This is a genomic window from Rhodococcus sp. NPDC059969 (genome assembly GCF_042738325.1).
In the GTDB taxonomy this organism is placed as follows: Bacteria; Actinomycetota; Actinomycetes; order Mycobacteriales; family Mycobacteriaceae; genus Rhodococcus_F.
Window position 1 is genome coordinate 76,975 of sequence record NZ_JBHWUF010000011.1, and the last position, 13,870, is coordinate 90,844.

General features: G+C 62.6%; 10 protein-coding genes. All 10 read left to right on the forward strand.

What is annotated here, in order from left to right:
- Positions 1-2 precede the first annotated feature (2 nt).
- The 10 genes from ACFWAD_RS24865 (at position 3) to rpoB (ending at position 13,805) form a co-directional block, all read left to right on the forward strand.
- On the forward strand, positions 3-863 hold the full coding sequence (locus ACFWAD_RS24865) for an ABC transporter permease (protein ID WP_230812149.1): 861 nt from the start codon (positions 3-5) through the stop codon (positions 861-863).
- Positions 860-2,221, forward strand: coding sequence for an MCE family protein (locus ACFWAD_RS24870; protein ID WP_378447181.1), 1,362 nt, complete (start codon positions 860-862; stop codon positions 2,219-2,221). The genes ACFWAD_RS24865 and ACFWAD_RS24870 overlap by 4 nt, the downstream gene beginning before the upstream one ends.
- Positions 2,218-3,297, forward strand: coding sequence for an MCE family protein (locus tag ACFWAD_RS24875; protein WP_378447182.1), 1,080 nt, complete (start codon positions 2,218-2,220; stop codon positions 3,295-3,297). Before ACFWAD_RS24870 ends, ACFWAD_RS24875 begins: the two co-directional genes overlap by 4 nt.
- On the forward strand, positions 3,294-4,289 hold the full coding sequence (locus ACFWAD_RS24880) for an MCE family protein (RefSeq protein WP_378548654.1): 996 nt from the start codon (positions 3,294-3,296) through the stop codon (positions 4,287-4,289). Before ACFWAD_RS24875 ends, ACFWAD_RS24880 begins: the two co-directional genes overlap by 4 nt.
- The gene (locus ACFWAD_RS24885; RefSeq protein WP_378548656.1) at positions 4,289-5,542 is read left to right on the forward strand and encodes an MCE family protein; all 1,254 of its coding nucleotides are present in this window, start codon (positions 4,289-4,291) and stop codon (positions 5,540-5,542) included. The genes ACFWAD_RS24880 and ACFWAD_RS24885 overlap by 1 nt, the downstream gene beginning before the upstream one ends.
- Positions 5,539-6,816: an MCE family protein gene (locus ACFWAD_RS24890; RefSeq protein WP_378548659.1), complete on the forward strand. Its 1,278-nt coding sequence runs from the start codon at positions 5,539-5,541 to the stop codon at positions 6,814-6,816. Before ACFWAD_RS24885 ends, ACFWAD_RS24890 begins: the two co-directional genes overlap by 4 nt.
- Positions 6,813-8,060 carry an MCE family protein gene (locus ACFWAD_RS24895; RefSeq protein WP_378537644.1) on the forward strand — a complete coding sequence of 416 codons (1,248 nt, stop codon included), beginning with the start codon at positions 6,813-6,815 and terminating at the stop codon, positions 8,058-8,060. The genes ACFWAD_RS24890 and ACFWAD_RS24895 overlap by 4 nt, the downstream gene beginning before the upstream one ends.
- A 99-nt stretch (positions 8,061-8,159) precedes the next feature.
- Positions 8,160-8,888 (forward strand): hypothetical protein, encoded by a 729-nt coding sequence (locus tag ACFWAD_RS24900; RefSeq protein ID WP_308251467.1) that lies wholly within the window; start codon positions 8,160-8,162, stop codon positions 8,886-8,888.
- Positions 8,889-8,933: 45 nt separating this feature from the next.
- On the forward strand, positions 8,934-9,848 hold the full coding sequence (locus tag ACFWAD_RS24905) for a hypothetical protein (protein WP_378548661.1): 915 nt from the start codon (positions 8,934-8,936) through the stop codon (positions 9,846-9,848).
- Positions 9,849-10,298: 450 nt separating this feature from the next.
- Positions 10,299-13,805: a DNA-directed RNA polymerase subunit beta gene (gene rpoB, locus ACFWAD_RS24910; protein WP_378447187.1), complete on the forward strand. Its 3,507-nt coding sequence runs from the start codon at positions 10,299-10,301 to the stop codon at positions 13,803-13,805.
- The last annotated feature ends 65 nt before the right edge of the window (positions 13,806-13,870 follow it).

Sequence of the window (13,870 nt, forward strand, 5' to 3'; positions counted from 1 at the left end):
AAATGACCATCGCACGAGGCCGCGGCGATCAGTTCCTGCTGAAGAGCCGCAAAGTTGCCAAGATCCCATTGAACGCGTTGGACCGCGCGGGCGAGCAGATGTCGTTCTACGCGCGCGCAATCGCGTGGACTCCGCGCACCCTGCACCGGTACCGGAAGGAGACGCTTCGGCTGCTCGCCGAAGTGACGTTCGGTAGCGGTGCGCTCGCAGTCATCGGCGGAACGATCGGCGTCATCGCGATGATGTCGGGATTCACCGGTGTCGTCGTCGGTCTGCAGGGCTTCGCCGCCCTCGAGCAGTTGGGTAGCTCGGTTCTGACCGGCTTCCTCTCCGCCTACGTCAACACCCGTGAGATCGCTCCGATCGTTGCGGCCCTCGCGCTCTCGGCCACGGTGGGTTGTGGATTCACAGCTCAGCTCGGCGCCATGCGAATCTCCGAGGAGATCGACGCACTCGAGGTCATGGCGGTGCCTTCGGTGCCGTTCCTGGTCACGACGCGCATGATCGCCGGCTTCGTCGCCGTCATCCCGCTGTACATCGTGGGTCTGCTTGCGGCGTACCTCGCCTCGAGAGTGATCAGTACGGTGTTCAACGGGCAGTCGACGGGCTCGTACGACCACTACTTCAACCTGTTCCTGCCACCGCAGGACGTGCTGTACTCGTTTGCGAAAGTCCTGGTCTTCGCCTTCGTGCTGATCCTGATCCACTGCTACTACGGTTTCCACGCCTCGGGTGGTCCCGCAGGCGTTGGCGTGGCCGTCGGCCGCGCTGTTCGCGCCGCCATCGTGACGATCGCCGTTCTCGACTTCTTCCTCAGCCTCGCAATCTGGGGCACCACGACGACAGTGAGGGTGGCCGGATGATCGAGGCTCCGTCAGTCCTGCGCCGCCGTGTGCTCGGGCTCGTGTTCTTCGTGGTGTTGGCCTTGTTCCTGGCCTTCACCATCGGAACTTTCAACAAGACGTTCAAAGACGTCGTGAAGATCGACCTCGTGACCGACACCGTCGGAAATGCTTTGCCGCCCAACGCGGACGTCAAGGTCCGTGGGCTGCTGGTGGGCGAGGTGCGGTCCGCGTCGACGAAAGACGGCCAGGTCACGTCGGTCCTCGCGATCGAACCGGACAAGGCTGATCTGATTCCGTCCAACGTCACGGCGCGTCTGCTTCCGAAGACGCTTTTCGGTGAGCGATACGTCTCCCTGATCATTCCGGAGGGAACCACCGCGACCCCGATTTCCGCGGGAACGGTTATTCACCAGGACAAGAGCGGCAACGCTGTCGAGGTCGGTGACGTTCTGGACGGGCTGCTCCCACTCCTGCAGGCCATTCCGCCGCAGGATCTGGCGAACACTCTCGGGTCTCTCGCTCAGGGCCTGACGGGACGCGGCGCCGAGCTCGGATTGACCGTCGATCGTCTCGAAGAGATCTTCCGCGGCGTCAACACCGAACTACCTGCCGTGCAAGAGGATCTGCGCAAGTTCGCAGACTTCTCCCAGACGTACTCAGACGCTGCGCCCGACCTGATCAACGCTCTCGACAATCTGCGGACCACGGGTAACACGGTGGTGCAGAAGCAGGATCAGTTGCGGACACTGCTGGCGTCGCTCACGGCGACCTCGTCGAACACAGCAGCATTCCTCGAGACGAACTCGTCCTCGATCATCACGCTCGCTGCGGATTCGACCGAAGCGCTCCAGCTGTTGGCGCAATACTCGCCGACGTTCGGGTGCACGTTCAAGGGCTTCTCGGACACTGCTCCGGAAGCGGCCAAGATCCTCTCCACCGACGCGCCCAATCCCGGTGTGCGTGCGAGTATTCAGATCGTGAACCCCAAGGGCCGCTACCTGCCCAACCAGGACGAGCCCCGGCTCGTCGACAACCGCGGCCCGGTTTGCTACGACAACGTCACCGAGCCCGGTCGCCCGTTCCCGCAGTACCCCGGCGGGTCGTACGGTGACGGTTCCTACCAGGTGCCGTCCCGCAACCCAGGACCCGCGACCATGGAATTCCTGCCCGCACCCGAGGGCTCCGGACCGCAGCTCTTCTCGACCAACAACAGTGGTCCTGCACAGCAGGCCGGCTACGCGGGCTCGCGACTCGAAGAGGATACGTTGAAGGTGATCTACGGACAGGCCAACGGTGTTGCGCCGGACGACGTTCCGGCGTGGACCACAATGGTCAGTGCTCCGGCATTCGCCGGTGCGGAGGTGAGCGTCCAATGAGAGGACTCGCAGCTCCGCTGACAAAGCTCATCATCTTCGTGGTGGTCACTGTCCTGGCGACAGGATTGCTGGCAGCCAGTATCGCCAACCTCGGAGGCGGTGGCGGTACCAAGTTCAACGCCGTCTTCTCCGACGTCACCTCGCTGAACGAGGGCGACGAGGTACGCATTGCCGGAGTTCGTGTCGGGCAGGTCGAGAAGATCGCCATCGTCAACGACAACCAGGCCGAGGTGCAGTTCTCGGTGTCCGACCGTGATTGGCTGCCGGCGAGTTCGATCGCCACGATCCGGTTCCGCAACCTGGTGGGGCAGCGGTACATCTCCCTCTCACAAGGTGAAGGTAGCCAGGGCAAGAAGATCACCGGCGGCGACACCCTGCCGCTGGCGCAGACGCGCCCGGCGGTCAACCTCACGACGCTCTTCAACGGCTTCAAGCCGCTGTTCACCACTCTGAGCGCCGACGACGTCAACAAGCTGTCGTACCAGATCATCCAGGTCTTCCAGGGTGAGTCGGGAACTATCAGTGAGCTCGTACGCAACACCGCGAGCCTGACCAACACCGTTGCCGACAAGGACGCTGTCATCGGCGCGGTGATCAAGAACCTCAACGACGTTCTCGACACCGTCAACGCGAATGACAAGAACCTCGATTCGCTGATCGTGAACACCCAGCAACTGGTCACCGGGTTGGCCAACGAGCGTGGAGTGGTCGGTTCGGCCGTCACCTCACTCGCCGGCCTGACCGACGCGACGGCCGATCTGCTCGAGCCGACGCGGCCGTCGATCCAGGGCTCGATCACGGCACTCAACACCTTGGCGACCACACTCAACCGTCGTAGTGACGACGTGAATGCGGTGCTCGAGACCTTGCCGGTCAAGCTCGACAAGCTCGCTCGCGTCGCGAGTTACGGTTCCTGGTTCCAGTTCTACCTGTGTGGAATCGACATCGTCGCCGGTCCCGGACAGTCTGCGTCGCTGAATCTGCCCACCGGCCTGCCGACGGTCAACCAGCCGATCTACACCAACGCGGCCACGCGATGCACTCAAGACGGTATGAGGGAGTTGCAAGGTCGATGAGTAAACGTCGCAGTCCGGCAATGGCCGGAGCCATCGGTATTTTCGTGGTGCTGTTGGCCACTTTGTCAGCGTTCTTCCTCGATTCGCTTCCGTTCGTAGGGGCAGGCTCGTCCTACTCCGCGGAGTTCTCCGAAGCCGCCGGGCTCAAGCCCGGCAACGAGGTTCGTATCGCCGGTGTGAAGGTCGGAAAGGTCACCTCCGTCGATCTCGACGGAGATCGTGTACTTGTCGATTTCAAGGTCAGCGACGCGTGGGTCGGCGATCAAACCTCGGCGTCCATCCAGATCAAGACGATTCTGGGGCAGAAGTACCTCGCACTCGATCCGCGCGGAACCGACAACCTCGATCCCAAGGACCGGATTCCGCTCGAGCGCACCACGTCTCCGTATGACGTCGTTCAGGCTTTCTCGGCCGCGGCGGACACGGTCGGCGACATCGACACCGACCAGTTGGCGAAGAGCATGGAGTCGTTGTCCCAAGCCTTCTCCGAGACACCTGGCGACGTGCGAGCCTCGCTCGACGGTGTCAGCCGGTTGTCCCAGACGATCGCGAGCCGCGATCAGGACTTGCAGAAGCTTTTCGACGCGACCGGGAAGACGTCACAGATCCTTGCTGATCGCAACAAGGAATTCACGCAGCTCATCCGAGACGGCGGACTTCTGGTGCAGGAACTCAACAATCGTCAGCAGGCGATTTCGCAGTTGCTCACCGGAACTCAGCGAGTCTCGCAGCAGCTCACCGGTCTCGTTCGCGACAACGAGGCGGCAATCGGGCCGGCGTTGACGCAGCTCAACGGCGTCATCGACATCTTGAAGGCCAACAACGAGAACTTGGACAAGGCACTGAAGCTCTACGAACCCTTCATTCGGCTGTACGCCAACGTGGTCGGCAACGGCCGTTGGTTCGACCAGGTCGTCGTGAACCTCCTTCCGCCGGGTCTGCCGGATATTCCGGGCTACCGTGACCCCGTTCGTACGTTGGGAGGCAACTGATGGCTGACACTGCCGAAGCCGGAAGCGGCTCCAAGAAGCGTTCGGTCGCGATCATCGCCGCTGTTCTAATCGGGTTACTCGTCATCGGTGGCGCACTGTGGTGGGTGTTCACGCGCGCCGGAACGACCAAGATCACCGCCTACTTCGACAAGTCGGTGGGTATCTACGACGGTTCCGACGTTCGTGTTCTCGGTGTCAAGGTCGGCACCGTCGAATCCGTCGAACCTCAGGGAGATCAGGTCAAGGTCGAGTTGCGTGTCGATCGTGGGATCGACATCCCCGCCGGCGCCAGCGCCGCACAGATCACTCCTTCGGTGGTTGCCGACCGTTACATCCAGTTGACTCCGGTCTTCACCGGCGGCGACAAGATGTCCAGCGGTGCAGTCATTCCGCTCGAGAAGACGGCGACGCCCGTCGAGGTCGACCAGTTGTACTCCAGCATCGACGAACTCGCGTCGGCACTCGGTCCCGAAGGTGCCAACAAGAACGGTGCGCTGTCCGATTTCGTCGAGACCGGCGCGGCCAACCTCGAAGGCAACGGTGAAGCGTTGGGGGACAGCATCACCAACCTCTCGGATGCCGCACGGACGCTGAACGATTCGCGTGACAACATCTCGCTCACCATCAAGAACCTGGATACTTTCGTGGGCGCTCTCGCGGCCAACGATCAGCAGGTGCGCCAGTTCAACACGCAGTTGTCGGACCTGACCGGATTCCTGGCAGGTGAGCGCGACGATCTCGGTGCCGCTCTGAATCAGCTGTCGATCGCGCTCGGCGACGTCGCGAAGTTCGTGGCCGACAACCGCGATCAACTGGTCCAGACAACCGAGGGTCTCGTCGAACCGACACAGACATTGGCGAACAACAAGGAAGCCCTGGCCAACACGCTCACCATGCTTCCGTTGGCGATCTCCAACCTGGTCAACTCGTACGACGCCGAATCAGGTGTGCTGGCTTCACGTCTGGCGTTCCCTGATCTTCAGAACCCGGCCGGAGTGCTCTGCAAGTTGATGGACCTCGGCAAACTATTGCCCGGTGATCCGCGGTTCGAGGCGTTGGGACGGCAGATGCAACCGGCCATCGACCAGTGCGCAAACGTCGCAGCGATGACCGACGCAGCCAATCAGGCTGCAGGCCTGAACCTTCCCTTCGGCATCCTTGCCGGTTCCGAACGACAGATGCAGGTAGTTCCGGGCACTGTGCCCGGCGTCGTGTCACCGCGACTGACCAGTGGAAACGGGGAGGGCGAGTGAAGCGTTCATTGATAGTCGGCGCCGGATTGTGCGTCGTCCTGATCTCGGCAACCGCCTGCTCGTCCGAGGGGATCTACGCTGTCCCGCTTCCCGGCGGTCCCGATGTGGGTTCCGATCCGATGCACTTGACCATTCAGTTCGACGACGTGCTCGACTTGGTTCCGCAGTCCGCTGTGAAGGTCGACGGCGTTCCCGTCGGTCGCGTCGACGACGTATCGGTCGGACCGGACGGATGGACCGCGGACGTCGGCATCATCCTCGACTCGTCGGTTGATCTGCCCGCCAACGCAATTGCCGCGGTCGAGCAGACCAACCTGCTCGGCGAGAAGTTCATCCAACTGTCGGCCCCGCCGTCCGGACCGGACTCTGCGAAGCTGGCCGACGGCGATCTGATCCCGCTCGATCGCACCCGGCACGCCACCGAGATCGAGCAGGTTCTCGGCGCGTTGTCGCTGCTCCTCAACGGCGGCGGTGTCGGCCAGTTGCAGCCCATCGTCGAAGAACTCGGGGCCGCGTTCGACGGCCGCGAAGGCAAGACGAGGAGTCTGCTGGAGCAGGCGAACACTCTCATCGGTGGACTCAACGAGCAGCGTGACGACATCACCCGCGCGCTCGACGGACTCGACGTGCTGTCGAGTCGAGTCAACGATCAGAACGAGAAGATCGGCAAGATTCTCGAGGAACTGCCCGTTGCGACACAGGTTCTCAACGAGCAGCGTCCGCAGTTGACGCAGATGCTCGCTCAGGTGGATCGACTCGGAACAGTGGGAACCGACGTTCTCACGCAGTCGAAGGACGATCTGATCGCTGATCTTCAGGCCCTTCGTCCGACGCTGCAGGCGCTCGCGGACTCCGGTGACGACTTCGTCGGGGCACTTCCTTTCCTCCCGACCTTCCCGTTCCCGGACGGTGTCGAGAAGATTGCGCAGGGTGGTTCGGTGAACCTCTTCCTGAGCGTCGACCTGCAGATCGGCAATACTCTCTCGGGTCTTGGTGTCGGACAGGGTGAACCGGAATACCGTCAGCCGAAGTTCGGCAATCCCAAGCCGGTAGTCGATCCGTCCAACCCGTATTACAACGGCAACGGACCGCGGCCGGGTTGGCCGACGGTGTCACTGCTGCCGATCGCTCCGATCCTGCCGCAGATCCCCGTCGTCGCCGGTCTTCCCGCGACAACGGCCGGTGACCCGGCAACCCCCGCTCCGGCGGCGGATCCGCTCAACCCCATCCAGGGAATGCTGGAACAGTTCGGAATCGGTGGTGATGGACAGTGAGATCAGCTCTGGTCAAATGGCAGCTAGTCGGCTTTGTCTTGGTTGCGCTTCTGGGTCTCATCTACGTCGGTGCCAAGTACGTGCGTCTGGACAACCTCATGGGGTTCGGGCAGTACACGGTCAAGACCGAATTGGCCACGTCCGGTGGAATTTTCACCAACGCCGAAGTGACGTATCGCGGCGTTCCGGTCGGCCGAGTGGGCGACATGTCGTTGACCGAGGACGGAATTCAGGTCGACCTGAAGATCGACAACAGTGCTCCGGAGATTCCCTCGTCGGCCCGTGCCGTCGTGGCTAACCGCTCCGCCATCGGTGAGCAGTACGTCGATCTTCAGCCCGATACCGATCAGGGACCTTTCCTCGAGGACGGGTCGGTGATTGCGGTGGGGGACACCACAACTCCGATCCCGATCGAGGATGTGTTGACCAGTGCAAACGGCTTGGTCAAGTCCGTGCCGGTCGACGCACTCCACACCGTCGCCGTCGAACTCGGTGCCGCGTTCAACGGCAAGGGTGAGGACATTCAGGTCCTGGCCGATTCGTTGTCCGGTCTCTCGCAGTCCGGTCTCGACACTCTGCCTCAGACACTCGCGCTGATCCGCAACAGCGAGACGGTTCTGACGACGCAGTCGGATCAGTCCTCCGCGATCAAGCAGTTCAGTACCGATCTCGACGCTGTCACGGCGCAGTTGCGTACCAGCGACCCGGACATTCGACGTTTGATCGACAACGGCATTCCGGCCAGCGATCAGATCGGTGCCCTCATCAACGAGGGCGGTCCGAGCCTGACGACCGACCTGACCAATCTGGCGGCCACTACCAAGACACTTGCGCCGCGAACGATCGCGCTGCAGCCGTTCCTGATCTTCCTTCCTGGCCTTGCCGCTGCCGCACCGACGGTTGCTCCCGGCGACGGAACGGTCCATCAGGGCTTGGTGCTGGAGACCAACAATCCGCTCTCGTGCACGGTGGGTTACGAAGGCACGATGGCGATCCTGGACGACATGAAGCGTCAGAATCCCAATTTCGACGACACCCAGCAGGATTTCCCGCTCAACACCGCGGCGTCGTGTGAGGTGCCGTTGGGCAGCGAGACGGGTGTCCGTAGTGCCAACCGTGTGATCTACGCAGACCCCGACACGATCCAGCCTTGGGACTTCAAGCCGAAGGTCGATCCGGACAAGTTGAACCTCAACCCGATCGCGACGCAGTTGGCGCCGATGCTCGGAGTGACACCGAAGTAGACCGATCCGAATGTGATCGAGTTTGTGCAGTTCAGGCTACTGAGTTGTGGCAGTTGACGATTCGCGGCCAGAGGCTGGGCAAAACAGGTAAGTAGGGTAGTGAGTGTGATTCAGAGAAACAGTTCCCCGCAGTCCGGCGGGCCCGAGCAAGTCGAAGCGGGAACGCCGACGACCGGCAAACCGAAGGGACTGACAGCGTCTCTGATTGCGGTCGGTGTCTTGCTTCTGGCGGCAGTGGTTGCGCTCGGTGTGTTCGGCGTCCCGTACGTTCGGGCGCTGACCACCGACCGCACCACCGCCGAGATGCGTGACGACGCGCTGATCGGTGCGCAGCAAGTCGCGATCAATCTCAACAACGCGGACTCGGCCAATCTCGACCAGTCGATCGAGAACATGCGTTCCTCGGTGACCGGTGACGAGATGACGACGTATCTGCAGACCGTTCAGGATTCGATCACCGACGAATTGCGTAACTCCGGCTCGAAGGCTGACACCGAGGTTGTGCAGTCCGCTCTGACCGAACTCAACACCGATGATCGGACCGCCACGGCTCTGGTCGTCGTTCGAGTGACCACGACGCAGGGCAACCAGTTCGTCAAGAACCAGCTCGGGATGCGGCTCGGAATGGTCGAGGTGGACGGGGTCTGGAAGGCGCAGTCGGCCGATCCGGTCGGATCGCGGGTCGACCTCGGCTCCGGCACTTTGCCGGCTGCCGACGGCTCCACGCCGGCACCCGATGCGACGCCCGCCCCCGGCTCGGGGACCGAAGCACCCGCATCCAGTGCTCCTGCACCGACAACCGAGGGTGGTGATTCCGGTGGCCAGTAGTTCTTCGAACCTGCACACCGACATCCCTCGAAGGAGAAGCGCGTAATGCCACCCAAACGTCGTACCGGCGGACCGTCCTCCCCGCAGAACCGTCGGCCGAAGATCGCGGGAAGTGCTCGCTCGCTCAACGTCCCCGCGGGGACGTCCGATTCGGATCCGGTCGAGCCCACTATCGAGCAGCCGGAAGCAGCGACACCAGAAGCAGCGGCTCCGGAAGCAGTGACTCCCGAAGCAGTGACTCCCAAAGCAGCGACACCTGAATCAGCGAAGCCGAACCTCGCGAAGGCACAAGCCTCCAGTGCCGAGCCGGCGAAGTCTGAATTCGACGACCCGGAATCCACACCAGCCCCGGATCTCACCAAGCCGGCGAAGACCGTCGCCGACGAACCGAAGGCCGCTTCCGAAGAGTCGAAGGCCCCCGCTGCCCCGGAGACGGACGCGGGGGAGTCGGCGACAACCTCCCCACCATCCAGGGCCGGCTGGCGCCTGGTCGCGATCCTGGGGGTAGCAGCGGTGATCGTCGCGATCCTCGCGGGCATCGCCTTCTTCAAAGTCGGCGCGAAGACGGACGACATCGCCTGGGTGGACGAAGGCGCCACGGCCGAGGTTCTTCGCGTGACGCCGTCGGCGTTGGCCGCAGTCTTCACGTTCTCACCCGACACGTTCGACGCCGATTTCGACAAGGGCGTCCAGGGCCTGAATCAGTCGATGCGTGACCAACTGACCCAGTACAAGGACACGCAGAAGGCCGGCGTCGAACAAACGCAGACGGCAACGACCGCTGATGTCCCGCTGATCGGGATCACACGGCTCGAGAAGGACCGGGCGCAGTTGCTCGCCCAACTGAACGTCAGTTCGACGCAGAACGGCGTGGCGGCAGACTCTCGCTCCGGGATGGTCATCGTGAGCCTGGAGAAGCAGGACGGAAACTGGCTGATCTCGGAGATTCGCGACCAGTAGAACACCAGTAGCACCTGCGTACCAGCGCGAAGATCTGGACCGACGCACGATGTCGGTCCAGATTTTTCGTGTGTGACGCCGTTGCTCGCTACACTTCCGGTGGCAGTGTTCGAATGCAGGTGGCAAATGTTCGAATGCTGCGACACGCGCTCTCGCCCTTGACGGGGCGGTCCGCAAGGTCCACTCTGATCGGTGAACATGCACGGACGAGTGATCGGCAGTCTCACGTCAGTATCTGAATCAGACCCTCAGTTACACCCGACTCGACATTTCCTGAGTAAGGGTGTACTTTTGGACGTTGCGCTGGCTGCCTCCTGTCCACCCCTCGTCTCAACCGCTGCGAAGTCAAGTACTTCTTGCTTTCTGCGACGGGTTTCGTTCGGGTTGTAACCAGCGAAATTCGAAGCAGATACAGCGGCGGTCGCAACAGCACGGAGCGGCCCGCGTGAGGTGCTGGAAGGACGCATCTTGGCAGTCTCTAGCCAGACCAAGGCAGTTTCCGGAATCCCCGGAGCCCCGAAGAGGGTTTCGTTCGCGAAAGTTCGCGAACCCCTCGAAGTTCCCGGGCTTCTTGACGTACAGACAGATTCGTTCGAGTGGCTGATCGGCGCGCAGAGTTGGCGCGAACGAGCAGCGGCACTCGGCGACAATGCAGTGTCCGGTGGTCTCGAGGACATCCTCGCGGAGCTTTCTCCGATCGAGGATTTCAACGGCACTATGTCGCTGTCCTTCTCCGACCCTCGATTCGACGAGGTCAAGGCCTCGACGGACGAGTGCAAAGACAAGGACATGACCTACGCGGCGCCGTTGTTCGTCACCGCGGAGTTCATCAACAACAACACTGGTGAGATCAAGAGCCAGACGGTCTTCATGGGAGATTTCCCGATGATGACCGACAAGGGCACCTTCATCATCAACGGCACCGAGCGTGTGGTCGTCTCGCAGCTCGTGCGTTCCCCCGGTGTGTACTTCGACATGAGCGTCGACAAGAGCACCGAGAAGGATCTGCACAGCGTCAAGGTGATCCCGGGTCGCGGCGCATGGCTCGAGTTCGACGTCGACAAGCGCGACACCGTTGGTGTCCGTATCGACCGCAAGCGTCGTCAGCCTGTCACCGTCCTGCTCAAGGCACTCGGCTGGACCACCGAGCAGATCACGGAGCGCTTCGGCTTCTCCGAGATCCTCATGGCCACGCTGGAGAAGGACAACACCGCCGGCACCGATGAGGCGTTGCTCGACATCTACCGCAAGCTGCGTCCGGGCGAGCCCCCCACCAAGGAGAGCGCGCAGACTCTGCTGGAGAACCTGTTCTTCAAGGACAAGCGCTACGACCTCGCTCGCGTGGGTCGTTACAAGATCAACAAGAAGCTCGGCCTGAACGCGGGTCAGCCGATCGTTGCATCCACGCTCACCGAAGAAGACATCGTCGCCACCGTCGAGTACCTCGTGCGTCTGCACGCAGGTGACACCTCGATGACGGCTCCGGGCGGCGTCGAGGTTCCCGTCGAGGTCGACGACATCGACCACTTCGGCAACCGTCGTCTGCGTACGGTCGGCGAGCTCATCCAGAACCAGATCCGCGTGGGCCTGTCCCGCATGGAGCGCGTGGTTCGTGAGCGCATGACCACGCAGGACGTCGAGGCAATCACGCCTCAGACGCTGATCAACATCCGTCCCGTCGTCGCTGCGATCAGGGAGTTCTTCGGAACCTCCCAGCTGTCGCAGTTCATGGACCAGAACAACCCGCTGTCGGGGCTGACGCACAAGCGTCGTCTGTCCGCCCTCGGCCCGGGTGGTCTGTCCCGTGAGCGCGCCGGCCTCGAGGTTCGCGACGTTCACCCGTCGCACTACGGCCGCATGTGCCCGATCGAGACCCCGGAAGGCCCGAACATCGGCCTGATCGGTTCGCTGTCGGTCTACGCCCGCGTCAACCCGTTCGGTTTCATCGAGACCCCGTACCGTCGCGTCGTCGACGGTCAGGTGACGGATGACGTCGACTACCTGACCGCCGACGAAGAAGACCGCCACGTAGTCGCGCAGGCCAACTCGGCCATCGACCGCGAGGGTCGCTTCACCGACTCGAAGATTCTCGTCCGCCGTAAGGGTGGCGAGGTCGAGTTCGTCGCGTCCTCCGACATCGACTACATGGACGTTTCGCCGCGTCAGATGGTGTCCGTCGCTACCGCGATGATTCCGTTCCTCGAGCACGACGATGCAAACCGTGCCCTGATGGGCGCGAACATGCAGCGTCAGGCTGTCCCGCTGGTTCGCAGCGAGGCGCCCCTCGTCGGTACCGGCATGGAGCTGCGTGCAGCTGTGGATGCCGGCGACGTCATCATCACAGAGAAGACCGGTGTCGTGGAGGAGATCTCCGCGGACTACGTCACGGTGATGGCTGACGACGGAAGCCGCAAGACGTACCGGATGCGCAAGTTCGCGCGTTCCAACCAGGGCACGTGCGCCAACCAGCGTCCGATCGTGGACGAGGGACAGCGTGTCGAGGCCGGCCAGGTTCTGGCCGACGGCCCTTGCACCGAGAACGGTGAGATGGCGCTGGGCAAGAACTTGCTCGTCGCGATCATGCCGTGGGAAGGCCACAACTACGAGGACGCGATCATTCTGTCGCAGCGTCTCGTGGAAGAGGACGTCCTGACCTCGATTCACATCGAGGAGCACGAGATCGATGCCCGCGACACCAAGCTCGGTGCCGAGGAAATCACTCGCGACATCCCGAACGTCTCCGACGAGGTCCTCGCCGACCTCGACGAGCGCGGCATCATCCGAATCGGTGCCGAGGTTCGTGACGGCGACGTGCTGGTCGGAAAGGTCACGCCGAAGGGCGAGACCGAGCTGACCCCCGAAGAGCGCCTCCTTCGCGCCATCTTCGGTGAGAAGGCTCGCGAGGTTCGTGACACGTCCCTCAAGGTTCCTCACGGTGAGACCGGCAAGGTCATCGGAATCCGCGTGTTCTCGCGTGACGAAGACGACGATCTGCCTCCCGGTGTCAACGAGCTGGTCCGCGTGTACGTGGCACAGAAGCGCAAGATCCAGGACGGCGACAAGCTCGCCGGCCGCCACGGTAACAAGGGCGTCATCGGCAAGATCCTGCCGCAGGAAGACATGCCGTTCCTCTCGGACGGCACGCCTGTCGACATCATCTTGAACACGCACGGCGTCCCGCGTCGTATGAACATCGGTCAGGTCTTGGAGACCCACCTCGGGTGGATCGGCAAGACCGGCTGGAACGTTCAGATCGCGTCCGACGGCTCTCGTCCCGACTGGGCTGCGACCCTGCCGGAAGAGATGCTGTCCGCTCCGGCCGACTCGAACATCGCCACCCCGGTGTTCGACGGTGCGAAGGAAGACGAGCTCACCGGTCTCCTCGGCGCGACGCTGCCGAACCGTGACGGCGAGCAGATGGTCGGACCCGACGGAAAGGCCACCTTGTTCGACGGCCGCTCCGGCGAGCCGTTCCCGTACCCGGTTTCGGTCGGTTACATGTACATCATCAAGCTGCACCACTTGGTCGACGACAAGATCCACGCTCGTTCGACCGGTCCGTACTCGATGATCACGCAGCAGCCTCTCGGTGGTAAGGCCCAGTTCGGTGGCCAGCGCTTCGGTGAGATGGAGTGCTGGGCGATGCAGGCCTACGGCGCGGCTTACACGCTGCAGGAACTGCTGACCATCAAGTCGGACGACGTGGTCGGTCGAGTCAAGGTGTACGAAGCCATCGTCAAGGGCGAGAACATCCCCGAACCCGGCATCCCCGAGTCGTTCAAGGTGCTCCTCAAGGAGCTCCAGTCGCTCTGCCTCAACGTGGAGGTGCTGTCCTCGGACGGCGCGGCCATCACGATGGCGGACGGCGACGACGAGGACTTGGAGCGGGCCGCAGCGAACCTGGGCATCAACCTGTCCAGGAACGAAGCTGCGACGGTCGACGACCTCGCGAACTAGGTTTCGGTCCCCGGGTTGCTCTTGAAAGAGCAGCCCGGGGGCGTAGTTCACATTTGAATTGGCAG

Bases quoted from the DNA above. Each gene is read 5' to 3' on its own strand.
- ACFWAD_RS24865 (WP_230812149.1), top strand. From the start codon at position 3: ATGACCATCGCACGAGGCCGCGGCGATCAGTTCCTGCTGAAGAGCCGC.
- ACFWAD_RS24885 (WP_378548656.1), top strand. From the start codon at position 4,289: ATGGCTGACACTGCCGAAGCCGGAAGCGGCTCCAAGAAGCGTTCGGTC.
- ACFWAD_RS24875 (WP_378447182.1), top strand. From the start codon at position 2,218: ATGAGAGGACTCGCAGCTCCGCTGACAAAGCTCATCATCTTCGTGGTG.
- ACFWAD_RS24905 (WP_378548661.1), top strand. From the start codon at position 8,934: ATGCCACCCAAACGTCGTACCGGCGGACCGTCCTCCCCGCAGAACCGT.
- ACFWAD_RS24880 (WP_378548654.1), top strand. From the start codon at position 3,294: ATGAGTAAACGTCGCAGTCCGGCAATGGCCGGAGCCATCGGTATTTTC.
- ACFWAD_RS24870 (WP_378447181.1), top strand. From the start codon at position 860: ATGATCGAGGCTCCGTCAGTCCTGCGCCGCCGTGTGCTCGGGCTCGTG.